Here is a 21,824-nt window from a genome sequence, read left to right on the forward strand (position 1 = left end):
CCGCCGACGAACCCAGCAAAGGTTCGTGGCCACCGCACTAGCCGAGCGGTTCGACCGACTGGTTGCCGGGCGCGACCTTTGTCCACAGATCGGTGATTCGCAGATCCAGCTCGGCCAGGAGGCGGCGCAGCATCGGCAGCGAGAGCCCGATGACGGTGCTCGGGTCGCCCTCGATCCGCTCCACGAACGGCCCGCCCAGCCCGTCGATCGTGAAGGCACCGGCCACCGCGAGCGGCTCGCCGGTGCCCACGTACGTGGCGATCTCGTCGTCGCTGACGTCGGCGAAGTGCACGACGGTGGAGGCGACCGCCTCGGCCCGACGCCCCGTCACGATGTCGATGAGGCAGTGCCCACTGTGCAGCACGCCGCTGCGCCCGCGCATGCGCTGCCAGCGCCGGGTGGCGTCCGCCGCGTCGGCCGGCTTGCCGAGGATCTCCCCGTCGAAGGCCAGCACCGAATCGCACCCGATCACCAGCGTCCGCTGGTCGTCGGTCGGCCGGAGCCGGGTGAGCACCGCCTCCGCCTTCAACCGGGCCAGTTCCAGGCAGAGATCCTCGGCCTGCTCGGTGACCACCAGGGACTCGTCGACGCCGCTGACCAGCACGTCAGGTTCGATCCCGGCGGCCTGGAGAATCTTGCGGCGGGCGGGGCTCGCCGAGGCGAGCACGAGGCGGAGCGGCATCGTTTCTGGCACGTCGCCGACGTTACCGGCTGATCCGGGGAGGTGGGTCGTCGCCGTGGCGCCGGCGACGCGCAACCAGGACCCACGCGCCACCGGCAGCCACGATCACACCGAGGGTGACCAGGCCACGGGCGGTCGCTTCGCCGTCTCCGTCGTCGGCGGGCTCCGCGACCGCCGTCGTGGTCGAGGCGGTGGGCGCCGGGCCGCTCGCCGTCGCCGAACCGAAGCCCAGCGGGGGTACGTCTGCCGTCAGCGCCGCTACGAGATCGATGACCCCGTAGCCGTACTCGTCGTCCCGTCCCGGTGGTCCCTTGTCGACGGCGGTAGCCGTGAGCCGATGCACTACCTCGGAGGCCGGGAGGTGCGGGTACTTCGACCGAATCAGTGCAGCAGCTCCGGCGACGATCGCCGTCGAGTCCGACGTGCCGGTGCCCTTGCGGTATTTGCCGTCAATACTCGTGCTGTAGATATCGACGGCTGGAGCAACCACGTCAATTTCGGGGCCTGTGGCCGATATTGCTGCATGCCGACCGGCTTGATCTATCCCGCCAACGGCGAGGACGCCAGACTCCCTGGCTGGGTAAGCAACCGTTCTGTCGAACGGGATGTTGCCGGAACCCGCAACTATTACGACGTCTGAGGCAAGCGCCGTTCGGACCGCCTGTGTGAGGCGAGGACTGGTGCCGCCTCCGCTAGAGACGCTGATTACATCGGCGCCGCTAGAAATGGCAAACTCTATTCCTAGCGCCAGGTCATCCGCGTCCCCGAGGTTGCTAGCCGAGGACGACATGATCGGGAGGATCTTGGCGTCGGGGGCGATGCCCAGCGCGCCCAATTGTCGGGACTGGCCGTGCGCAGCGATCAGTCCGGCCATCCCGGTTCCGTGCCCGTTGCGGTCCTGCCAGCCATCGCCGCCTCCTCCAGAGATGGTGTCTGTTCCCGAGAGCAAGTTTTTGCGGAGGTCGGGATGAGGTTCCACCCCAGTGTCTGGCACCGCGACAGTAACACCATCGCCGCGGGAAAATCGGTGCGCTCGCTCTACCTTCAGGTAGCGCAGATGCCACTGGTCACTTCGGATCCGGTCGACGCCGCGTGGCTGCGCTGCGCGCTCTGAGGTGGCAACTTGTGCGGCAGGCGCCGTCAACAAAGACGCACTTATTGCGAGCGTGCCGAGGATTGCGCGGAGCATCACCTGCTGAAGCCGATAGCTGGCCCCGGGTCGATTGGTCCCTCCTCATTTGGTGGGCCGACGACTGGAGGCACTCCCTTGTCTGTCTCCCACGGGTGGTCCGGGTCCCAACGGCGCGTTTCCTCGGTCTCTCGCCGTCCTGGCCGCCCCGACGTGCTGCCGAATGGAGCGCCGCCGATTGGTGGCATCCCGTGCGCCGACCCGATGCCACGACCGCCACCCGGGCGGGATCCGGCGCCGCCCGTCGGCGCTGTGCCCGCGCCACCGCCGCCGATCACGCCGCCGATGGGATTCACTCGCCGTGGCTGGTTGTTGGTCGCGCTGGGCTGGCCAAGCCCCATCCCGGGAGTTCCTCCTATTAGCCCGCCAGGAGGCATTGGTCGACCTGGAGAGGGGGTCGGTGGGTTGGCTTGGTTGCCGGCACCTCCCGCGACGGGCCTGCCCAAGGAGCCGCGCAGCGGCCCGGTAGCGATGGGTCGGCTCGCTCCTGTCGGCAACGGCGGTAAACCTCCCACACTCTGGTGCGGATTGGGCGGTGCGGGCGGCGTAGCGATCGGCGCCCCTGGATTGGCTGGTGACGGTGCCAATCCGGTGCCAGCGCCGCCCAGCACGGGACCGGTGTTCGGTGCGGTGGGGGTTTGGACCGGCCGGACGGGAACCGAGGGTCGGTTGACCGATGGAGCGCCAGTTGGTGTCGGGACTGGGACCGGCATGATCGGTGGGATAACTGGCGCCATCCCGCCTCCGTAGATGTCTGAAGTCCCAGGATCGATGCCAGGCCGTGGCGGGCGTACTGCTGGGGGCGGCTTTTGGAGCATTACTTGGGCGTGTTGGAGTTCGCCGCTGAGGCCGTACATGATGCCCCGCGCCTGGACGTTGAGCCGTTCCAGGTCGGCGTCCGTCACGGGGCGGTCGGGGACCCGACTGCCCATGGCCGCCTTCGGGTCCGCGAGCGTCGCCTCGTACGTCCGCTTCTCCTGGAGCTTGACGGCGTACTCGTCGTAGATCTTCTTGAGTTCGGCGCGAGTGGTCCCGATGGCCTGTGTCGCGGCGGAGAGCGCGGTGTAGTTGGCGCTGGCCGCGTCGTGGGTGCGCTGCACCTTGTCGATCAGCTCGTCGAGCTCGCGGACGTACGCCCGGGCTGCCTCGTTGGTCTCCGGCGGCCATGCCTCCGCCAGCCCGCGCCGGTATTCCTGGAGCCGGCTCAGGTGGGTTCGGGCGAGGTCGCAGACCTTGCGCCAGCCGGCGACCTGCTTCCAGTGGTTGGTGGTGTCGTGGTCCTGGAGGCAGGCCCACATGCTGGCCACGTCCATCAGTCGCCAGTCGGTCAGGCCGGACGTGCGGCCGCTGCCCCGCTCGATCACGGCAGCACCACCGGCCCCGGTCCCGTCTCCGGACCGGTGGGGTCGCGCAACACCGGCGCCGGGCCGCGCGTCGTGGCGGCCGCCGGGTTGGCGAGCGCCCGCTCGACGTCGGCCACCCGGGCGGAGGAGAAGGCGTCGGACTGGGTGTAGCTGTTGGCGACCGTGCCGGCGGCGACGGCCAGGTGGCCGGTGGTGTCGCGGACGCCCCAGACCATGTCGGCAGTGGCCTGCTGGGTCTCGTGGTGGGCGTGCAGGAAGTTGACCAGCTCGATGAAGGCGTCGGCCGGGTTGGGCACCGGCGCCTTCATGTCCTCGGCGATGTACGACAGGTGGGGCGCGTAGTTGCGTTCCACCTCGGCCTGGAGCTTGTCGGCGAACTCGCGCAACCGGCGGATGTCGGCCTCGATGCCGCCGTAACCGCGGAGCCAGGACGCTGGACGGTCCTCCTCGGGGATCATCGGCCCTCCCTACCCGTCACTGCGCCGTTTCCCTGAGTGAGGTTAATGGGTGTCCGGCGATGTCGGCAGCCCCAACCCCGCACACCCGAGCCGTTCGGCGGGTGGGCAGGGGCACCGAGCTGGGGTGATCCGTACCGGGAAAAGGTCAGCGGGGCAGGCCCGAGGCGCGCCACCCGCCGGGGCCGGCGACGGGCGTCGCGGTGGCCGGTCGCCCGCTGCGCGCCCAGGCGGACGCGGCGACCGGCGAGGATGCCGCGGCCGGACGGGACCGGACGACGATCGCGCCCACCAACGCGGCCAGTTCCTCGGCGGTGGGGACCCCGCGGACGACCCGGAACAGCGGCTCTTCGGCAGACATGGCGTCAGCGTACGCGGCGGCAAGCTTGACCTGAACCGCACAGTGGCGTGCCGGCGGTGTGAGCGTCGTGCCCGCCGGGTACCGTCTGGGCGATGTCTAACGCGCTGCCCCAACTCGTCGCTGACCGATACCGGCTCCTCTCGCCGCTCGGTCAGGGCGGCATGGGTCGGGTGTGGAAAGCGCGTGACGAGGTGCTGCACCGGGACGTGGCGATCAAGGAGCTCGTCCCGCCGCCCAGCCTCACCGACGACGAGCGCCGCGAGATGCGGGAGCGGTCGCTGCGCGAGGCCCGGGCCATCGCCCGGCTCAACCACATCAACGTGGTCCGCATCTTCGACGTGCTGCGCACCGACGGCGACCCGTGGATCGTGATGGAGTACGTGGCGTCGAGGTCGTTGCAGGACACGCTCGCCGAGGACGGCCCGGTGCCGCCGGCGCGCGCGGTCGAGATCGGGCTCGGCGTGCTGGGCGCGCTGAACGCGGCGCACAAGGCCGGCGTGATGCACCGCGACGTCAAGCCGGGCAACGTGCTGCTCGGCAACGACGGCCGGGTGGTACTGACCGATTTCGGTCTCGCCACGATCCCCGGCGACCCGAACGTGACCCGGACGGGCATGGTGCTCGGTTCGCCCGCGTACATCGCGCCGGAGCGGGCCCGCGACGGCACCGCCGGGCCGGAGGCCGACCTCTGGTCGCTGGGCGCCACCCTCTACGCCGCGGTCGAGGGCAAGTCGCCGTACGCCCGGCCGTCGGCGATCGCCACCCTGGCGGCGCTCGCCACCGAGGCACCCCCGCCGCCGAAGAACGCCGGCCCGCTCAAGCCGGTGCTCAACGGCCTGCTGCGCAAGGACCCGAACGAGCGGATCACCGCCGAGGTGGCGGAGAAGCTGCTGCGCCGTGCCGGCGGCAAGCGCACCCGCACCATCCCGCTGCTCGACGGCGTACGCCGGCCGGGGCCGAACGGCCCGCGCGAGCCGCGCCCGCCGCTGGTGCCGGCGCCGCGACCGGCCGAGGACCCGGCCGCCAGGCCGGTCAGCCCGCCGACGCCCCGCGCGCCGCAGGAGGCCGTCGCCTCCGCCGCTGTCACCGTGGCGGCCGAGAGCGCGTCCGCCGCCTCGGATGCCGCGCCGACCGCCAAGGTCGAGCCGTCGACGTCCGACACCGCGCCGACGGCGAAGGTCGACGCACCGAAGCCGGCGGTCGGCGCCTCGCCGGCCGAGCCGGTGAGCCCCGCGCCGCCCAGGCCGGTGAACCCCACATCGGTGATGTCCGCGCCGGTGATGCCCGCGCCGGTGAGCCCGCCGTCCGGCCGCGCCACGGTGGTGCCGTCCGACGGTACGAAGCCCGACAACACCCGGCGCAACGTGCTGATCGGGGTGCTGGTGGCGCTGCTGCTGGTCGGCCTGGTGCTGGTCGTGCCGATGCTGACCAGCGGCGACGGCGACGACGACACCCCGCAGGCCGACCCGACCACTGCCGCCTCGCAGGCGCCGCAGACGTCGGGGCCCGCCGCGCCCCCACCGACCAGCGCCGCCCCCAGCCCGACCACGTCCGCCACCCCCTCGGCGGCGGAACTGCCGGCCGGCTGGAAGCTGCACAAGGACCCGGCCGGGTTCGAGCTGCCGCTGCCGGCGAACTGGGTGCGCCGGAGCGGCGGAGCGGACACCGTCATCTTCGACGAGCCTGGCGGTGTCGGCGAACTGCTCGTCCAGTGGACGAGCACGCCGAAGTCGGACGCGGCCGCCGAATGGAGGCGAATCGAGCCGGCCCGCAAGAAAATCGTCAAAAATTACCAGTACCTGAGCATCGAGCGCTGTGACTACTGGAAGACCTGCGCGGACTGGGAGTGGTTGGAGACCCGCGACGGCACGCGGATCCACGTCCGCAACCGGGGCTTCGTGACGGCCAAGAATCGCGGTTACGCCCTCCGGTGGGAGGTCGCCGCGGCGGACTGGCAGGCCAACCTGCCCAACTTCGACCGGATCGCGGCCGGGTTCGTGCCCGACCGCAAGGACTGATCCGCGGGATTCGTGCCGCTGCGAGGTTGATTCGCATGACCTTCCGTCGTACGGGGTATCTGACCTTCACGACGGAAGGGAGGCACGACATGGGTTACCGACGGAAGGACACCCGGCCCCGGGTGGCACTGTGGATGCTCGTGGCCCTCGGCGACGTCGTCCTGCTGCTCGTCGGCGCCGGCCTGTCGGCACTGTTCGCGCTGCTCAGCGTCGTCACTGTCACCCTCGCCGCAGTGGTGGCCTGGCGGATCACGCGGCGTGGTGGGCTCGTCCGCGACAACGCGGTGACCGTTCCGGTGGCGGCCCGACGGCGGGCCTGACGCCCGCAGGCCCGACGGCGGGCCTGACACCGGCGCCGGTGGCGTGGCGGCAGCCGGACCAGTTGTCGACCGTACGGTGACAGCCGATCCCGCTGCCGCCAACTGCCTCCCCAGGCGAGTCGGGCTCAGGCGGTGTTGTTGGCCAGCGCGATCAGCCGGGTACGGTCACCGTTCCAGTAGTTGCGGTCGACGGGGCCGCTGATACCGGCGACGCTGCCGCTGTCGGTGTACTGCCAGAAGCTCCAGAACGGCGCGCCGGCCGGCAGGGTGCCGGGGGAGGTGGACCAGCGGGCGATCCAGAGCGGGTGGTTCGCCCAGGGGCCGGTCCAACTGCCGGTGCACTGGTTCCACCAACTGGTGGTCGTGTAGATGACCGCGTAGCGGCCGGTACGCGAGCGGTAGGTGTTGAGGAAGTCCTGGACCCAGCTGCGCATCCCGGACGTGCTCAGGCCGTAGCAGTACCCTCCGCTGTACGGGTTGGCCTCCAGGTCCAGCGCGGCGGGGAGGGTGCGGCTGTCGGCCGACCAGGCGCCGCCGTTGGAGGCCAGGTAGTTCGCCTGGATCGCCCCGGAGGAGATGTTCGGCCGGGCGAAGTGGTACGCCCCCCGGATCACCCCCGCGTAGTACGAGTTGGTGTAGTTGCTGTTGAAGTTCGGGTCCTTGTAGCTCGTGCCCTCGGTGGCCTTGATGAAGGCGAACTGGATCCCGGCGTTGCGCACGCTCGTCCAGTTGATGCTGCCCTGGTAGCGCGAGACGTCGATGCCGGGCGTGGTGGCCGCGGCCGCCGGGGTGCTGGTGGCGACGAGCCCCGCCGCCACGGTGGCGAGCACGGTGAGGCCGGTGGCGAGCATTCTGCGCAGCGATGGTCTGGTACGGGTCATGGATGCCTCCAAGGACGCCGATGGGATTGACGACCATCTTTGGAGGTAAGCATCCTCGATCACAAGGGGCGCTAAACAAATTTACATTGACGACTGACGTTGGAATCAGCGGAGCGAAGCCGGGTCGACACCCCAGCGGAACGGCTCGGTCAGGGTGAGGCGCTCGCCAGCCTTGGCGACCTGGTCCTCGACGTAGTGCGCACCGTCCAGCCGGAACAGCCGCAACGAGTGGGTCTGGCCGTCCTGCTCGACCAGCAGATACCAGGGAATCCGGGCGATGGCGTAGAGCTGCATCTTGACCAGTCGGTCGGCCGCCGCGTTCCCCGGAGAGACGATCTCGCAGACGAGGACGACCTCGCCCGCCTCGACCACGGTGCCCTCGTCGTCGGTGTCAGCGACGACGACGTCCGGGATGACGATCCGGTCAACCCCGAGCCGGACGTTCACCGCCTCGAATACCGCGAGGGCTCCGGCCGCGCCGTCGAGGCTGTTGGCCAGCAGCCGCGACACCCGCTGGTGTCGCTTGCTCGGGGCAGGGCTCACGATCAGGCTCCCGTCGAGCAGTTCGATCCGGTTCGGCGTCTCGCCCATGGCGAGGTACTCGGCCTCCGTCCACAGGCCGATGTGGGGTTCCAGGGGTGCCGCGCTCACCGGCGTCCACCTCCCGCTCCGATCGCCACCAGGTCAGCTTCACACGATACGGACCGACGAGGGCGTAGCGACACAGTCCGGGCCGGTAGGCTCGCGCCCCATGGTGTCGATCGACGGGCTCGGCGGTCTCTGGGACAAGCTGTTCGCGGCGCAGCCGGACCCACCGCCCCTGCTGGTGTTGCTGACCGCCGCCGTCGCGCTGGTGGTCGTGTCCACCCGGCTGCCCTGGCGGATCGCCCGAAACGCCGTCACCATCGCCCACGAGGGCGGGCACGCGCTGGTCGCGCTGCTCACCGGCCGCCGGCTGCACGGCATCCGGCTGCACTCGGACACCTCGGGGCTCACCCTCTCCGCCGGCCGGCCCGCCGGCCCGGGGATGATCCTCACCCTGCTGGCCGGTTACGTCGCCCCGCCGCTGGTCGGGCTGGCCGGCGCGTGGCTGCTCGGCGGCAACCGGATCACCCTGCTGCTCTGGGTCGCCGTGGCGCTGCTACTGGCCATGCTGGTCATGATCCGCAACGTTTTCGGCGTGCTCTCGCTGCTGGTCACCGGCGGGGTGGTGCTCGCCGTCTCCTGGTACGCCACGCCGCAGGTGCAGGCGGCGTTCGCGTACACCGGGGTGTGGTTCCTGCTGCTCGGCGGCGTGCGACCCGTGGTGGAGCTGCAACGGCTGCGCTCCCGGGGACGGATGCCCGCCTCCGACGCCGACCAGCTCGCCGGGATCACCCCGCTGCCCGCGTTCTTCTGGGTCACCGTGTTCGCCCTGGTCAACCTGGTAGCCCTCGGCGCGGGCGCGCTGCTGCTCGCCGGCCCGATCCTCGCCGAGGCCGGCATCACGCTCTGAGCGGCGCCGACCCGGCACGGGGAAGTACGGGGCAGACACCACGCCCGACCAGGCAATCCGCCGTCGCCGGGGAGGGGCGCGGAAGCGCTGCGGGCAGAATGGGCCCGTGCGACACGTGATCATCGGAGCGGGCGCGGTCGGCGGGTTCCGGCCGGCGGAGCCGGCGAAAATGATCGGTTGACCGGGCAACCGACGGCCCCCGCCGGCGCGTGTCCCCTGCGACCGTCACGGGGGAGGTAGCAGGGTGCCGGACGTCGACGGCTTCGACGAGTTCTACCGGGGCAGCCGGCAACGGTTGCTGGGCTTCGTCTACGTGCTCACCGGTGACCTCGCCGAGGCGCAGGACGCCGTGCAGGAGGCGTACGTGCGCGCCTGGCAGCGCTGGTCGACCGTGAGCGCGTACGAGGAGCCGGAGGCGTGGGTGCGGGTGGTGGCCAGTCGGATCGCGGTCAGCCGCTGGCGCAGCCTGCGCAGCCGCGCCCGCGCCTACCTGCGGCACGGCGCCACCGAAACCGTTCCCGGCCCGGATCCCGACACCGTCGACGTGGTCGCCGCGCTGCGCCGGCTGCCCGAGGAGCAGCGCACCGCGATCGCCCTGTACTACCTGGTCGGCATGCCGGTGGCCGAGGTGGCCCGGCAGACCGACGCCCCCGTGGGCACGGTCAAGGCCCGACTCTCCCGGGGGCGCGCCGCGCTGGCCGGGCTGCTCGCCGTCTCTGATCTGAAGGAGGCCGCCGATGCGTGACGAGACGAGGTTCGTCGACCGGCTGCACCGGGACCTGCGGGCCGTCCGCTGGCCGGAGCCCGCCGAGATCCGCGCCCGGGCCCGCCGGCGCAGCCGGCGTACGGCGCTGACGGCGGCGGTCGCGGTGCTCGCCGTGATGTCGGGTTCCGCGTACGCGGTGGCCGGGCGGCCGGTGTCGCCGCCGCCCCCGGTCGCCGCCACCCTGGTGTCTCCGGCGCACGCCGCGTCGGCCGAGATCCCGCAGGAGGCCCTGCTCGCCCCCGGGGACGTGCCCCTGAAGACGGGTGCGCAGCTCGGTGAGACGGGCGTGGTGGAGCCGGTACGGGTCGACCCGGTGCTGGAGTCCTGCGGCCGCGAGCGGGGTGTGCCGTCGGGCCCGGCCACGTCCCGCTATTCGCGGTCCCAGACCCTGCTCCGGGCGCCGGTGGACCCGACGACGCGGCAACCGGTGCTCAGCCAGGACGTGTACCGGGTCGACCCGGGCCAGGGGCGGCTGGTCTTCGGCCTCGTCGGGCTGCTGCTCAACGCCTGTGCGGAATGGCAGCTCGCCGGCTCCGCGTTCGTGGACGGCCGCACGGTGCCGACCGTCCAGACGCACCGGTGGGAAACGCCGGCCAGCGGCTTCGCCGGCGACGAGTCCGTGATGCTGCGCCACGTGTCGCTGCCCCCCCACCGCGCGGGCGACGGGAAGGTGGTGGCCGCGACCCCGGCGGTCGAGGTCACCATGGTGGTGCGGGTCGGTGACCTGGTCACCGTGGTCGCGACCGGCCCGGGCGCCGTCGCCGACACGGTCGACGGCGTCCGTCCCGGCCGTGGCCTGAGTCACGCCGAGCTGGAAGCGTTGGGCAGGACCGCGGCGCACCGGATGTGCGCGGCGGCGAACCCCGGCTGCTGAACGGAGGTCCCCGCCTCCACGACGACGCGGGGACCTCCGGAAATGTCCTTACAGCGGGATGTTGCCGTGCTTCTTCGGGGGCAGGGTCTCGCGCTTGGTACGCAGCACCCGCAGGGCGCGGACGATCTGCGTGCGGGTCTCGTGCGGCGGGATGACGCTGTCGACGTAGCCGCGCTCGGCCGCGATGTACGGGTTGGCGAGGGTGTCCTCGTACTCGGTGATCTTCTCGGCCCGCACGGCGGCCGGGTCCTCGGCGGCGGCCAGCTCCTGCCGGTAGAGGATGTTCACCGCGCCCTGCGCGCCCATCACCGCGATCTGCGCGGTCGGCCAGGCGAAGTTCAGGTCCGCGCCGAGGTGCTTGGAGCCCATCACGTCGTACGCCCCGCCGTAGGCCTTGCGGGTGATGACGGTGACCTTCGGGACGGTGGCCTCGGCGTACGCGTAGATGAGCTTCGCGCCGCGACGGATGATGCCGTCCCACTCCTGGCCGGTGCCGGGCAGGAAGCCGGGAACGTCCACGAAGGTCAGCACCGGGATGTTGAACGCGTCGCAGGTGCGCACGAACCGGGCGGCCTTCTCCGACGCGGCGATGTCCAGGGTGCCCGCGAAGTGCATCGGCTGGTTGGCGACCACGCCGACCGGACGCCCCTCGACCCGGCCGTAGCCGATGATCAGGTTCTGCGCGTAGAGCGGCTGGACCTCCAGGAACTCGCCGTCGTCCAGGACGTGCTCGATGACCCGGTGCATGTCGTACGGCTGGTTCGCCGAGTCGGGGATCAGCGTGTCCAGCTCCCGGTCCTCGTCGCTCACGGAGAGGTCCGCGGGGGCCTCGTAGACCACCGGCTCGTCCAGGTTGTTCGACGGCAGGTACGACAGCAGCGCCTTCACGTACTCGATCGCGTCCTCCTCGTCGCTGGCGAGGTAGTGCGCGTTGCCGCTGCGGGAGTTGTGCGTACGGGCGCCGCCCAGCTCCTCCATCGCCACGTCCTCGCCGGTGACGGTCTTGATGACGTCGGGGCCGGTGATGAACATGTGCGAGGTCTGGTCGACCATCACGGTGAAGTCGGTGACCGCCGGGGAGTAGACGGCGCCCCCCGCGCACGGGCCCATGATCAGGGAGATCTGCGGGATGACGCCGCTGGCCCGGACGTTGCGGAAGAAGATCTCGCCGTAGAGCCCGAGCGACGCCACGCCCTCCTGGATGCGGGCGCCGCCGGAGTCGTTGATGCCGACGACCGGGCAGCCGATCTTCATGGCCAGGTCCATCACCTTGACGATCTTCTCGCCGAAGACCTCGCCGAGGGAGCCGCCGAAGACCGTGAAGTCCTGGGCGAACACGCAGACCTGGCGGCCGTCGATGGTGCCGTAGCCGGTGATCACGCCGTCGCCGTACGGACGGGTCCTGTCCAGCCCGAAGTTGGTGGACCGGTGCCGGGCCAGCTCGTCCAACTCGACGAAGGAACCCTCGTCGAGCAGCATCTCGATCCGCTCGCGGGCGGTCTTCTTGCCCCTCGCGTGCTGCTTCTCGACCGCGCGCGCCGACCCGGCGTGCACCGCCTCGTCGACCCGTCGCTCCAGGTCAGCCAGCTTTCCCGCGGTGCTGTGGATGTTGATCCCGGTCTCGGTAGTCACCCTGGGAATATAACGATGGTTCAGGCCGTCGCCCCTGTGCAGTTCGCCTCAGCCCGGCGACCGCTCGGCGACGACGCCCACGGACGCCCGCCCGGCGGCCGGCGGGTGGGCGTCGGGCGGGCCGTAGGCTGGCGGGATGCCGGGCTCGCCGTACACCGATCTGGACCGTCCGCCGCTGTCGGCGGCCCGGTTGCGGCGGGCGCTGGTCGCCCCGCACGGGCCGTGGGCGCGGCTGGAGCTGCGTGTCGAGACCGGCTCGACCAACGCGGACGTCGCCGAGGCGGCCCGGTCCGGCGAGCCGGAGGGGCTGGTGGTGGTCGCGGAGCGGCAGACCGCCGGGCGCGGCCGGCGCGGCCGGGCGTGGCAGTCACCGGCGCGGGCGGGCATCGCCACCAGCGTCCTGCTCCGGCCGGGGGAGGCCGTCACCGACCGTGGCTGGTCGCCGGTGCCCCCGTCGGGGTACGGCTGGCTGCCGCTGCTCGCCGGCGTGGCCCTGGTCGAGGCGGTGGCCCGGCTGGCCGAGCTGGACGCCGGCCTGAAGTGGCCCAACGACCTGCTGATCGGCGACGCGAAGTGCGCCGGGATCCTCGCCGAGGCGGTGCCGGGGGACTCGCCGGCGCAGCCGCCCGCGATCGTGCTCGGCATCGGCCTCAACGTCACGCTCCGCGCCGACGAGCTGCCGGAGCACCCGACCGGCCTGCCGGCGACCTCGCTGCAACTGGCCGGCGCGGCGGCCACCGACCGCGATCCGCTGCTGCGGGCCCTGCTCCGCTCGGTCGCCGACTGGTACGCCCGCTGGCGTTCGGCCGGCGGGGACGCGGTCGCCAGCGGGCTGCGCGACGCCTACCTGCCCGCCTGCGCGACGATCGGCCGCCAGGTACGCGTGCTGCTGCCCGGCGGCGGGGAGATCACCGGCGCCGCGACCGGCGTGGACGCCGACGGCCGACTGCTGGTCACCACCCCCACGGGCGTGCGCGCCCTGGCCGCCGGCGACGTCCTCCACCTCCGCTGACCTCGGCCCTCCCCTTCCCGCGAGCTTGCACCTTGCCGTGGCGAACGGGGCGAGAGCCGCAGACGGGGGCCGACACCGCAAGATCTCGGGGGCGGGATCGCCGCGCGGCTGATGTCGCGGCGGGAGGGAGAGCGGTTACGGTCAGCGCGTCCGTTTCTGCGAGGAGGTTCCCGTGGCGTTCCCCGATGACGTGCTCACCGAGGACGAGCATGTCGTGCTGCACCTGCACCCGCACTGGAAGGCGCTGATCCGGCCGGTCGCGGTGCTCGTGCTCGCCGTCGCGGCGGTGGTGGCCGGCATGGTCCTGCTGCCGTCCGGCGGGGGCGGCTCGATCGCGCTCGCCGTGATCGGGGTGCTGGCCCTGGTGGCGGTGCTCTGGCTGGCGCTCTGGCCGTTCCTGGTCTGGCGGACGACCCACTACCTCTTCACGAACGAGCGGGTGTTGCTCCAGCACGGCGTGCTCTCCCGCGACCGGCGGGACATCCCGCTCACCCGGGTCAACGACCACGCGATGAACCAGCGGTTCGTCGAGCGCCTGCTCGGTTGCGGCACCCTGACCATCGAGTCCGCCGGCGAGCGCGGGCAGTCCGTCCTGCACGACGTGCCTGGGGTCGGCCAGGTCCAGACCAAGCTCTACGAGCTGGTCGAGGCCCACCACGACAAGCACTCCCTCGGCGACGCCGAGATGCGCGACATCCTGGCGGACATGAACGAGGGGAAGCCGCTGCGCGACCCCACCGCCTGAAGCCCGGCCCCACGCCTGCCCGCCCGCCGCACGGTAACGGCGCGGCGGCGCGGGGCGTGGCGGGTCAGCGGCGCGGGGTGCGGCGGGTGCTGGCCTGGAGTTCGGCGGCCAGCTCGGCCTCCAGCTCCCGGTCCAGGGAGCCGCCGATGCCGGCGTCGAGCGGCACGGGGCGGCCCTGGAGCGGGGCGCTCTGGCCGGTCGCCGGCACGGGGGCCGGGCCGTGCCGTTCGGCGCCCGGTGGTGGCTGCGCCTCCTCCAGCTCGGAGATGGATTCGGCCAGCTCCGCCACCGGGTCCATCTCGGCCATCGTGTCCCACTCGTCGCGCGGGATGCTGTGCCAGGTCTCGGCGGCGTGGGCCGGTGCCGGTTGGAAGACGAACGTCCGGTAGGACCAGAACCGGAACAGCGTCGCGAGCAGCACGCCGCCGGTCTTCGCCACGTTCAGGGCCAGCAGGCTGGTCACGCCCAGGCCGTACTTGGCGGCGGCGAGGACGCCCAGTTCGATGAGCAGGCCGGCTCCGTTGAAGAGGAAGAACAGGGCGTATTCGCGTCGCATCGCCGACTTCGGGCGGTCGCGGTACGTCCAGTGGCGATTCATCAGATACGACGTGATGGTCGCCACGATGGTGGCGATGACCGTCGCCTTCAACTGGCCGTCGACAAAAACGGTGAGTGCCAGGGCATTGAACACCGCGTAATTGATGACGGTGTTGACGCCGCCGACGATGCCGAATTTGAGCGCCTCGTGGATGAACTTCTGCCAGCGCTCGGGCAGCAGACGGACAAGACGCATGCGGAACACCTTAGGGCAGTGGGCGGGGCCGGGAGGCTCCGGCCGGGACGAGGTGGGCGGCAGGTCACGCCCGGTGGTCTCGGTCGTGCTTCACTTCCGGAACGGCTGGGGTTCCCGCTTCCACGAAGACGAACCGTCGGTAGGACCAGAATCGGAACAGCGTCCCGAGCCCGGTGCCGACGATGAAGCTGGCGATGTTGTCGGCCAACGGGGTCTGGAAGACCTCCGGCCAGATGCTGCCCAGGCCGTAGCGGCTGATGGCCAGGCAGGCCACCGCGATCCCCAGGCCGACGCCGTTGAAGAAGAAGAACAGCGCGTACTCGCGGGCCGGGTTGGAGCGCTTGCGGTGCCGCCACGTCCAGAACCGGTTGCCGACGAACGCCACGGTCGCCGCGATCACCGTCGAGACGGTCTTCGCGGTCACCTGCTCGACGCCCCGCACGCTCGTCATGTAGTTGAAGAGCGCGAAGTCGATCAGAAAGGCGATCCCGCCCACGGTGGCGAACTTGCTCATCTCGCGGACGAGGTGGCCGAAACGCTCGACCAGTGCGTGGGCCAGACCCGGGCGGGTCTGCCGGGAGCCTGGCTCCCCGGTCATCGTCGCGGCCACGACGCCGAGCCTACCGGCTGGTTGCATCCCACACGGGTAGCAACGACGGGCGACCCGCACGGGTGTGCGCCTGTGGACAGAGCGTAACGAGTCGGGGCGGTCGAGGCGGGACGGTTCGCGAGTCCGTCGACGGGACGCGGCGGGTCGGCCATCGGTGTTTCCCACAGGATTTGCGTGAAACTGCGCGCGAAAGCGGGTATTAGCTCGTGATGCCGCAGCGTGACCGCACCTTGTGCAGTTCTTCACAACCAGTCCCACTGACTGGCGACGCCACCCGGTTTACGCTGAGGCCAATCCCAGGTTTCCACGAAGGGCGACGCACCGCGCCGTAAGGGCGCCCAGCGCCGTCAAGACTCGTGCATCCCATAGACCGGTCAGCGTCGACCACCAAGGAGATGTGTCATGGTTGCTCCGGCTACCGTTCGGGGTATCGATCAGGCCCCGACGTCCCACCCCAAACTGCTCGCCTGGGTCCGTGAGGTCGCTGAACTGACCACCCCCGATCGTGTCGTCTGGGTGGACGGGTCCGACGAGGAGTGGCGGCGCCTCACCGATGAGCTCGTCGAGGCGGGCACCCTGATCCGCCTCAACCCGGAGAAGAAGCCCAACTCGTTCTACGCGCGGACGGACCCGACGGATGTCGCCCGGGTCGAGGAGCGCACCTTCATCTGCTCCGTCGACGAGGCGGACGCCGGCCCCACCAACAACTGGATGGCGCCGGCCGAGATGAAGCGGACGATGACGGAGCTGTACCGCGGTTGCATGCGCGGGCGCACCATGTACGTCATCCCGTTCTGCATGGGCCCGGTCGAGGCCGAGAGCCCCATGTTCGGCGTCGAGATCACCGACAGCCCCTACGTGGTCGCCTCCATGCGCATCATGACCCGGATGGGCGCCAAGGTCCTGGAGGCCATGGGCGACGACGCGGACTTCGTCCACGCGCTGCACTCCATCGGCGCCCCGCTGGCCCCCGGGCAGCAGGACGTGGCGTGGCCGTGCAACGAGACGAAGTACATCTCGCACTTCCCGGAGACCCGGGAGATCTGGTCCTTCGGCTCCGGCTACGGCGGCAACTCCCTGCTCGGCAAGAAGTGCTACTCGCTGCGGATCGCCAGCGTGATGGGCCGCGACGAGGGCTGGCTCGCCGAGCACATGCTCATCCTCAAGATCACCTCGCCGGAGGGCAAGGTCTACCACGTCGCCGGGGCGTTCCCGTCGGCCTGCGGCAAGACCAACCTCGCCATGCTCGAGCCGACCGTTCCGGGGTGGAAGGTCGAGACCATCGGCGACGACATCGCCTGGATGCGCTTCGGCCCCGACGGCCGCCTCTACGCCGTCAACCCCGAGTACGGCCTCTTCGGCGTCGCGCCCGGCACGGACTGGAAGACCAACGCCAACGCGATGCGGACGCTGGACCGCGGCAACTCCATCTTCACCAACGTGGCCCTGACCGACGACGGGGACATCTGGTGGGAGGGCATGGGTGAGCCGCCGGCGCACCTTATCGACTGGAAGGGCAACGACTGGACGCCGGAGAGCGAAAACCTCTCCTCGCACGCGAACAGCCGGTTCTGCACCCCGATCACCCAGTGCCCGATCCTGGCCGAGGACTACTACGACCCGAACGGCGTGCCGATCGACGCGATTCTCTTCGGTGGCCGTCGCCGGGACACCATCCCGCTGGTGACCGAGGCCCGCGACTGGGTGCACGGCGTCTACATGGGCGCGACGCTCTCCTCGGAGACCACCGCCGCCGCCTCCGGCGCGGTCGGCGTCGTCCGGCGCGACCCGATGGCGATGCTGCCGTTCATCGGCTACCACGCCGGCGACTACTTCCGGCACTGGATCGAGATGGGCAAGGGCGCCGACGGCGACGAGTCCAAGCTGCCGAAGATCTACTACGTCAACTGGTTCCGCAAGGACCCGGACGGCAACTTCCTCTGGCCCGGTTTCGGCGAGAACTCCCGCGTCCTCAAGTGGATCGTCGAGCGGATCGAGGGGCGCGCCGAGGCGGTGGAGACGCCGATCGGCATGGTCCCGGCCCAGGACGCGCTCGACGTCGAGGGCCTGGACATGACCCCGGAGGACGTCCGGATCGCGCTGAAGGTCGACCCGGAGGAGTGGCGCAACGAGCTCCCGCTGGTCACCGAGTGGTTCGAGAAGTTCGGCGACAAGCTGCCGGGCGTGCTCTGGGCCGAGCTGGACGCGCTGCGCGCCCGGCTCGACGCGGAGCCGCAGCGCTGACGACAGGTGTGATCGACGCCCGTACCGGGCATCATCGGTCCTCATGAGGACGGCCGCCGCGACCGAGGTCCGGCGGCCGTCCGCCGTCCGGGCGCTGACCACGCTGCTCGCACTGACCGCGGCGGCCACCGTCGTGGTCGAGCTGCTCAACTGGTGGTACGCCCCGGAGCAGGGCTTCGGGCTGGCCGTACGCACCGGCTGGGCCATGCTCCGCTCGCTCGGCTTCCTGCTGCTGATCGGGCACGTCCGTCGCGGCCGGACGGTGGCCCGGCCGTTCGGGCTGATCCTCGCGGTGACCACGGTGTTCGCCGTCGGGCGGCTGATCGTGCCCCGGCAGGGCGTGCCGCCGCTGCCCGGGCTGCTCGGGTTCGCCCTGATCACCGCCCTCTGCGCGGCCGTGATCTGGCTGCTCTACCGCTCGCCCGCGGTGTCCGGGCACCTGGTCCGCCACCGGCCCCGGCTGGTCATCGACCGTAGTGGCATCTCCTGGCGGGAGACCCCACCCCGTCGGCCCGAGGTCAACGGCTGGCTGCTCACCAGCCGGGTTGCCGCGTTCACCTACAGCCCGCTGATGCTGGTCCCGGCCCTGGTCGCCGGCGGCGCCGTGCTGGACGACCGGCTGACCGCCGCGCCGGCAGTGCTGTTCTGGTTCGTCGCCGGCATCGTGACCAGCTACGCGGTACTGTTCTGCACCGCCTTCCTGATGCGCGGCAAGGGCTGGGCGCGCATCCTGCTGGTGGCGGTGACCGTCGTCGTCCTCGCCGTCGACCTGCCGCTGTGCTGGTGGCTGCTCGGGCTGGACGGGCTGGTCCGCGACGGCGGCCCGCTGCTGGCCGCCGCCGCCCTGACGCTCTACGGCCTGTGGCGCGTGACCCGCGCCGAGCGAACCGAGCGCGCCGGGTGAGCCCGAGCGCGCCGGATGAGCCCGAGCGCACCGGGCGAACCGAGCCGGGCCGGGTCAACCGGGCGCGCCGCACCGGCCTGACGGAGCGACGAGTCCGGGACAGATCACGGGTGCCGCGGGGACCCCCCGTCGAGCGCTGTCGAGCTGCCCCGTCCATGGGACCGCCGGAATGACGAGGCTGGCCGCCCGGCTGGTGCCCCGCCTGTGCGGGCAGCTCGACAGGGCTCGAGCCGTTGGTCGGTGCCGGGTCGACGACGTGCTGACGGACGTGCCGGTGCGGCATCGGCGCGCTGCGCGTGCGCGACGGCAGGATGGCCGGAAGGCCGGAAGGCCGAAAGGTCAGGAGGCCGAAAGGTCAGGAGGCCGGGAGGCAGTCGGACCGGCGGGGCGGTGACCGGACCCGACGGTCGCCGGGCACTGCCGGTTCGCCGGGCACGACGGTTTGCAGAGCACGACGGATCGCCGATCACGCCGAATAGCCGGGCAAGACGAATCGCCGGACCGGTGAATGGCCGGGCAGGACGGGTTGCCGGCGTCGGCCGGGGCGGGCCGGTGACGCCGGCCGGAGGGAGGCGACGCGGTGAGCGACGAGTTCGACGTGGTGGTGGTCGGGGCCGGTCCGGCCGGGTCGGCCGCCGCGCTGGCGGCCCGGCGGGCGGGGGCGAGCGTCCTGCTGCTGGACCGGTCCGACTTTCCCCGGGACAAGGCGTGCGGGGACGGCATCGCGGCGCATGCGCTGGACGTGCTCGCCGAGCTGGGTGTGCCCGACGCGGTGGCCGGGCACGCGCCGCTGCCGGCGTTGCGTCTGGTCGGGCCCGGTGGCGGCACGGTGGCCCGGGCGCTGCCCCGGCCGGCGTACACGGTGCCCCGGACGGTCTTCGACGCCCGGCTGGTGGCGGCGGCCGTCGCGGCCGGCGCGCGGTTGCGCCGGCACGCGGTGCGGCGGGTGGAGGTCCGCGCCGACCGGGTGGTGCTCGACGGGGAGCTGGCCGCTCGGGTGGTGGTCGGCGCGGACGGCGCCGGGTCGGTGGTCCGGCGGACGCTCGGGCACCGGGTGAACCCCGACCGCCACCTGGCGCTCGCCATCCGGGGGTACGCCCCGGCGCTGCCCGGCCCGCCCGAACAGCTCATCGTCACCTCGGCGCCGCGCTGGCCGGCGTACGCCTGGTCGTTCCCGATCGGCGACGGCCGGGCGAACGTCGGGTACGGGGAGGTGCTGCGGGGGGAGCCGCTGAGCCGGGCGCACCTGGTCGACCGGCTCGGCGCGCTGCTGCCCGGCACGGACCTGGCCACGGTGACCGACCTGCGGGCGCACCACCTGCCGCTGTCGACGCACCGCCCGCCGCCCGGGCGCGGCCGGGTGCTGCTCGCCGGCGACGCGCTCTCGCTGATCAATCCGTTCACGGGCGAGGGGATCTTCTACGCCCTGCTCTCCGGCGCGCTCGCCGGCGCGGCGGCGGCCGGCCCGCCTGAGCAGGCCGCCCGGCGGTACGCGGCGGCGCTGCGCCGCCGGCTCGGCGCCCACCTGCGGCACAGCTCGTTCGCGGCCTGGCTGGCCCGGCGCCGGCGGGTCGTCGACGCGGCGGTCCGGGCGGCCCGCCGGGACGACCGGGTCTACCGGACGGTGGTCGAGTTGGGGCTGGGCGACGGGCAGCTCGACGCCCGCACGCTGGGCATGATCGGCATCGGTCTGGCGGCGTGGGAACGCCATCCGAGGGGGTGATCGGCGGGACAGGTCGCTACGCTGCAAGGTGATGACTCTGCGGGACCTGATCTATTCGGTGTACGAGCGTCGCCTCACGGCCAAGCTCGCGGGCAAGCCGGTGCCCCGACACGTCGGCGTGATGTGCGACGGCAACCGCAGGTGGGCCCGGGAGATGGGCTACGTCGACCCGAACGACGGGCACCGGGTCGGCGCCGCCAAGATCAAGCACGTGTTGGGCTGGTGCGACCAGGCCGGCATCGCGCACGTCACGCTCTACCTCCTGGCCACCGACAACCTGCGCCGGCCGGCCAGCGAGCTGGACCCGCTGCTGCAGATCATCGAGGACCTCGTGGTCGAGCTGGCCGAGGAGGGAAACCCCTGGCGGCTGCGCATGGTCGGCGCGCTCGACCTGCTCCCGGCGTCGACCGCCGCGGCGCTGAAGGCCGCAGAGGAGCGCACCCGCGAGCGCAGTGGCGGGGCCGAGGTCAACATCGCGGTCGGCTACGGCGGCCGGCGGGAGATAACCGACGCGGTGCGCTCCCTGCTGCTGGAGCACGCCGCCTCCGGCGGCACCATCGAGGAGTTGGCCGAGGTGCTGGACGTCGAGCACATCGCCGAGCACCTCTACACCCGGGGCCAGCCCGACCCGGACCTGGTCATCCGCACCAGCGGCGAGCAGCGGCTGTCCGGCTTCATGCTCTGGCAGTCCGCGCACTCGGAGTTCTACTTCTGCGAACTCAACTGGCCGGACTTCCGCCACATCGACTTCCTCCGCGCCCTGCGCTCCTACGCCAACCGGCAGCGCCGCTACGGGGCCTGACCTCCCGACCCCGCCATGCTCACAGTCAGGTGAGGTGGTGGGCGGCGGCGGTGAGGAAGTCGCCGAGCGCGGCGGGGGAGTCCAGGGTCAGGTCGGCGGCCTCCGCGACCTCGTGGCCGGTCTCCGGGTTGGCGACGGCGACACAGACGCCGAAGAAGTGCGGATCGGCGGCGGCCCGGGCCCGCAGCGCGGCGAACGCCTTGATGTCGGAGACGTCGTCGCCGAAGTACCAGGCGCCCCGGGCGTCCCGGACCACCTCGTCGATCACCATGCCCTTGTCCCGGTCGACCGGCGGCTTGACTTCCAGCACCATCCGCCCGGCCTGGACCTTGAGCCCGAGCCGCTCGGCCTGGGCCCGGCCCCACCGCTCCACGGTGTCGCCGAGCTGCGGCACCGTACGCCAGTGCAGCGCCACGGAGAGCCGCTTGTACTCCACCAGCGCGCCCTCGGGCAGCTCGGCCCGGGCCAGCTCGGCCAGCTCGGCCATGGTGGGCACCCACGGCAGGGCCGCCGGCTCGGTCACGGTCTCGCCGCCCGAGTGACTGTGCTCCAGGCCGTAGAGGCCGTACAGGTCGATCCCGGCCAGCCCGCCGAGGTGGTCGCGGAGGAACTCGACCGGTCGCGCGGAGACGATCGCGACCCGCCGTACGACGGGGGCGAGCGCCTCGATCGCGGCGAGCACGTTCGGCGCGGGCCGCACCGCGGTGGGGTCGTCGTCGACCGGCGCCAGGGTGCCGTCGAAGTCGAAGAAGAGCACCGTCGCGGCGGCCCGCCCGGCGGTCGTCCGCCAGGCACGGTCGGCGTCCAACGGGGTCTTCGGCTGCTGGTTGCCCTGGTTCAACGGCGGCACGCGCGTCAGCGTACCCCGGCCGGGTCGGCTCAATCCCGGCCGCACGAGTGGGGTCCGGCCGGCGTCCGAAGGGCGCGGTCGGCGCGGGAGGCGGGCCTGGCGGG

At 72.0% G+C, this 21,824-nt stretch carries 22 protein-coding genes; 12 read left to right on the forward strand and 10 right to left on the reverse strand.

Annotated features, from left to right (window positions below):
• Window positions 1-37 precede the first annotated feature (37 nt).
• Together AB0L34_RS12380 and AB0L34_RS12385 are read right to left on the reverse strand one after the other, a co-directional pair.
• Window positions 38-694 carry a nucleoside triphosphate pyrophosphatase gene (locus tag AB0L34_RS12380; RefSeq protein ID WP_363704324.1) on the reverse strand — a complete coding sequence of 219 codons (657 nt, stop codon included), beginning with the start codon at window positions 692-694 and terminating at the stop codon, window positions 38-40.
• Window positions 695-704: 10 nt separating this feature from the next.
• The gene (locus AB0L34_RS12385) at window positions 705-1,676 is read right to left on the reverse strand and encodes a S8 family serine peptidase (RefSeq protein WP_363704326.1); all 972 of its coding nucleotides are present in this window, start codon (window positions 1,674-1,676) and stop codon (window positions 705-707) included.
• Between AB0L34_RS12385 and AB0L34_RS12390 the strand changes: the two genes are divergently transcribed.
• Window positions 1,650-1,796 carry a hypothetical protein gene (locus AB0L34_RS12390; protein WP_363704371.1) on the forward strand — a complete coding sequence of 49 codons (147 nt, stop codon included), beginning with the start codon at window positions 1,650-1,652 and terminating at the stop codon, window positions 1,794-1,796. The genes AB0L34_RS12385 and AB0L34_RS12390 overlap by 27 nt on opposite strands.
• Before the next feature lie 1,435 nt (window positions 1,797-3,231).
• Here AB0L34_RS12390 and AB0L34_RS12395 read toward each other — a convergent pair.
• Both AB0L34_RS12395 and AB0L34_RS12400 read right to left on the reverse strand, forming a co-directional pair.
• Window positions 3,232-3,693, reverse strand: coding sequence for a hypothetical protein (locus AB0L34_RS12395; protein ID WP_363704328.1), 462 nt, complete (start codon window positions 3,691-3,693; stop codon window positions 3,232-3,234).
• 145 nt (window positions 3,694-3,838) lie between these two features.
• Window positions 3,839-4,051 carry an acyl-CoA carboxylase subunit epsilon gene (locus AB0L34_RS12400; RefSeq protein ID WP_363704330.1) on the reverse strand — a complete coding sequence of 71 codons (213 nt, stop codon included), beginning with the start codon at window positions 4,049-4,051 and terminating at the stop codon, window positions 3,839-3,841.
• Between the two features lie 92 nt (window positions 4,052-4,143).
• On the opposite strand from AB0L34_RS12400, the gene AB0L34_RS12405 reads away from it, so the two are divergent.
• Both AB0L34_RS12405 and AB0L34_RS12410 read left to right on the forward strand, forming a co-directional pair.
• On the forward strand, window positions 4,144-6,069 hold the full coding sequence (locus AB0L34_RS12405; protein ID WP_363704332.1) for a protein kinase: 1,926 nt from the start codon (window positions 4,144-4,146) through the stop codon (window positions 6,067-6,069).
• A gap of 89 nt (window positions 6,070-6,158) precedes the next feature.
• Window positions 6,159-6,389, forward strand: coding sequence for a hypothetical protein (locus tag AB0L34_RS12410; RefSeq protein ID WP_363704334.1), 231 nt, complete (start codon window positions 6,159-6,161; stop codon window positions 6,387-6,389).
• Between the two features lie 125 nt (window positions 6,390-6,514).
• Here the strand turns inward: AB0L34_RS12410 and AB0L34_RS12415 are convergent, their stop codons facing one another.
• Together AB0L34_RS12415 and AB0L34_RS12420 are read right to left on the reverse strand one after the other, a co-directional pair.
• Window positions 6,515-7,270, reverse strand: a complete 756-nt coding sequence (locus tag AB0L34_RS12415; RefSeq protein ID WP_363704336.1) for a GH25 family lysozyme — start codon at window positions 7,268-7,270, stop codon at window positions 6,515-6,517.
• Window positions 7,271-7,375: 105 nt separating this feature from the next.
• Complete coding sequence (locus AB0L34_RS12420) at window positions 7,376-7,921, reverse strand: Uma2 family endonuclease (RefSeq protein ID WP_363704338.1); 546 nt, start codon at window positions 7,919-7,921, stop codon at window positions 7,376-7,378.
• 100 nt (window positions 7,922-8,021) lie between these two features.
• Between AB0L34_RS12420 and AB0L34_RS12425 the strand changes: the two genes are divergently transcribed.
• The 3 genes from AB0L34_RS12425 to AB0L34_RS12435 all read left to right on the forward strand — a co-directional run bounded on the left by AB0L34_RS12425 (window position 8,022) and on the right by AB0L34_RS12435 (window position 10,405).
• The gene (locus AB0L34_RS12425) at window positions 8,022-8,765 is read left to right on the forward strand and encodes a M50 family metallopeptidase (RefSeq protein ID WP_350703454.1); all 744 of its coding nucleotides are present in this window, start codon (window positions 8,022-8,024) and stop codon (window positions 8,763-8,765) included.
• 244 nt (window positions 8,766-9,009) lie between these two features.
• Window positions 9,010-9,510 carry a SigE family RNA polymerase sigma factor gene (locus tag AB0L34_RS12430; RefSeq protein WP_350703452.1) on the forward strand — a complete coding sequence of 167 codons (501 nt, stop codon included), beginning with the start codon at window positions 9,010-9,012 and terminating at the stop codon, window positions 9,508-9,510.
• Window positions 9,503-10,405 (forward strand): hypothetical protein, encoded by a 903-nt coding sequence (locus AB0L34_RS12435; protein WP_363704340.1) that lies wholly within the window; start codon window positions 9,503-9,505, stop codon window positions 10,403-10,405. Before AB0L34_RS12430 ends, AB0L34_RS12435 begins: the two co-directional genes overlap by 8 nt.
• A gap of 48 nt (window positions 10,406-10,453) precedes the next feature.
• Here AB0L34_RS12435 and AB0L34_RS12440 read toward each other — a convergent pair whose 3' ends face one another.
• Complete coding sequence (locus AB0L34_RS12440; RefSeq protein ID WP_350703448.1) at window positions 10,454-12,037, reverse strand: acyl-CoA carboxylase subunit beta; 1,584 nt, start codon at window positions 12,035-12,037, stop codon at window positions 10,454-10,456.
• Between the two features lie 136 nt (window positions 12,038-12,173).
• On the opposite strand from AB0L34_RS12440, the gene AB0L34_RS12445 reads away from it, so the two are divergent.
• Window positions 12,174-13,049, forward strand: a complete 876-nt coding sequence (locus AB0L34_RS12445; protein WP_363704342.1) for a biotin--[acetyl-CoA-carboxylase] ligase — start codon at window positions 12,174-12,176, stop codon at window positions 13,047-13,049.
• Window positions 13,050-13,221: 172 nt separating this feature from the next.
• Complete coding sequence (locus AB0L34_RS12450) at window positions 13,222-13,794, forward strand: PH domain-containing protein (RefSeq protein ID WP_357458344.1); 573 nt, start codon at window positions 13,222-13,224, stop codon at window positions 13,792-13,794.
• A 64-nt stretch (window positions 13,795-13,858) separates the two neighbouring features.
• Here AB0L34_RS12450 and AB0L34_RS12455 read toward each other — a convergent pair whose 3' ends face one another.
• The gene (locus AB0L34_RS12455; RefSeq protein WP_363704344.1) at window positions 13,859-14,587 is read right to left on the reverse strand and encodes a GtrA family protein; all 729 of its coding nucleotides are present in this window, start codon (window positions 14,585-14,587) and stop codon (window positions 13,859-13,861) included.
• Window positions 14,588-14,651: 64 nt separating this feature from the next.
• On the reverse strand, window positions 14,652-15,185 hold the full coding sequence (locus tag AB0L34_RS12460; protein ID WP_363704369.1) for a GtrA family protein: 534 nt from the start codon (window positions 15,183-15,185) through the stop codon (window positions 14,652-14,654).
• 414 nt (window positions 15,186-15,599) lie between these two features.
• On the opposite strand from AB0L34_RS12460, the gene AB0L34_RS12465 reads away from it, so the two are divergent.
• From AB0L34_RS12465 to AB0L34_RS12480, 4 genes are all read left to right on the forward strand, one after another.
• Window positions 15,600-17,441 carry a phosphoenolpyruvate carboxykinase (GTP) gene (locus AB0L34_RS12465; RefSeq protein ID WP_357458336.1) on the forward strand — a complete coding sequence of 614 codons (1,842 nt, stop codon included), beginning with the start codon at window positions 15,600-15,602 and terminating at the stop codon, window positions 17,439-17,441.
• A gap of 43 nt (window positions 17,442-17,484) precedes the next feature.
• Window positions 17,485-18,345 (forward strand): hypothetical protein, encoded by an 861-nt coding sequence (locus tag AB0L34_RS12470; protein ID WP_363704346.1) that lies wholly within the window; start codon window positions 17,485-17,487, stop codon window positions 18,343-18,345.
• A gap of 580 nt (window positions 18,346-18,925) precedes the next feature.
• Window positions 18,926-20,068 carry a geranylgeranyl reductase family protein gene (locus AB0L34_RS12475; RefSeq protein ID WP_363704348.1) on the forward strand — a complete coding sequence of 381 codons (1,143 nt, stop codon included), beginning with the start codon at window positions 18,926-18,928 and terminating at the stop codon, window positions 20,066-20,068.
• Between the two features lie 31 nt (window positions 20,069-20,099).
• A complete protein-coding gene (locus AB0L34_RS12480) occupies window positions 20,100-20,870 on the forward strand; it encodes an isoprenyl transferase (RefSeq protein WP_350678538.1) in 771 nt (256 codons plus the stop codon).
• Window positions 20,871-20,895: 25 nt separating this feature from the next.
• Here the strand turns inward: AB0L34_RS12480 and otsB are convergent, their stop codons facing one another.
• Window positions 20,896-21,720, reverse strand: coding sequence for a trehalose-phosphatase (gene otsB / locus AB0L34_RS12485; protein WP_363704350.1), 825 nt, complete (start codon window positions 21,718-21,720; stop codon window positions 20,896-20,898).
• Between the last annotated feature and the right edge of the window lie 104 nt (window positions 21,721-21,824).

Origin of the sequence: Micromonospora sp. NPDC052213, assembly GCF_040679695.1 — a bacterium.
Lineage (GTDB): Bacteria > Actinomycetota > Actinomycetes > Mycobacteriales > Micromonosporaceae > Micromonospora.

What these genes read in the sequence shown, in the direction of transcription:
- AB0L34_RS12390 (WP_363704371.1), top strand. Translation starts at nt 1,650, where the DNA reads ATGAGGTTCCACCCCAGTGTCTGGCACCGCGACAGTAACACCATCGCC.
- AB0L34_RS12395 (WP_363704328.1), bottom strand. Translation starts at nt 3,693, where the DNA reads ATGATCCCCGAGGAGGACCGTCCAGCGTCCTGGCTCCGCGGTTACGGC.
- AB0L34_RS12400 (WP_363704330.1), bottom strand. Translation starts at nt 4,051, where the DNA reads ATGTCTGCCGAAGAGCCGCTGTTCCGGGTCGTCCGCGGGGTCCCCACC.
- AB0L34_RS12405 (WP_363704332.1), top strand. Translation starts at nt 4,144, where the DNA reads ATGTCTAACGCGCTGCCCCAACTCGTCGCTGACCGATACCGGCTCCTC.
- AB0L34_RS12410 (WP_363704334.1), top strand. Translation starts at nt 6,159, where the DNA reads ATGGGTTACCGACGGAAGGACACCCGGCCCCGGGTGGCACTGTGGATG.
- AB0L34_RS12415 (WP_363704336.1), bottom strand. Translation starts at nt 7,270, where the DNA reads ATGACCCGTACCAGACCATCGCTGCGCAGAATGCTCGCCACCGGCCTC.
- AB0L34_RS12425 (WP_350703454.1), top strand. Translation starts at nt 8,022, where the DNA reads ATGGTGTCGATCGACGGGCTCGGCGGTCTCTGGGACAAGCTGTTCGCG.
- AB0L34_RS12435 (WP_363704340.1), top strand. Translation starts at nt 9,503, where the DNA reads ATGCGTGACGAGACGAGGTTCGTCGACCGGCTGCACCGGGACCTGCGG.
- AB0L34_RS12445 (WP_363704342.1), top strand. Translation starts at nt 12,174, where the DNA reads ATGCCGGGCTCGCCGTACACCGATCTGGACCGTCCGCCGCTGTCGGCG.
- AB0L34_RS12455 (WP_363704344.1), bottom strand. Translation starts at nt 14,587, where the DNA reads ATGCGTCTTGTCCGTCTGCTGCCCGAGCGCTGGCAGAAGTTCATCCAC.
- AB0L34_RS12460 (WP_363704369.1), bottom strand. Translation starts at nt 15,185, where the DNA reads ATGACCGGGGAGCCAGGCTCCCGGCAGACCCGCCCGGGTCTGGCCCAC.
- AB0L34_RS12465 (WP_357458336.1), top strand. Translation starts at nt 15,600, where the DNA reads ATGGTTGCTCCGGCTACCGTTCGGGGTATCGATCAGGCCCCGACGTCC.
- AB0L34_RS12470 (WP_363704346.1), top strand. Translation starts at nt 17,485, where the DNA reads ATGAGGACGGCCGCCGCGACCGAGGTCCGGCGGCCGTCCGCCGTCCGG.
- AB0L34_RS12480 (WP_350678538.1), top strand. Translation starts at nt 20,100, where the DNA reads ATGACTCTGCGGGACCTGATCTATTCGGTGTACGAGCGTCGCCTCACG.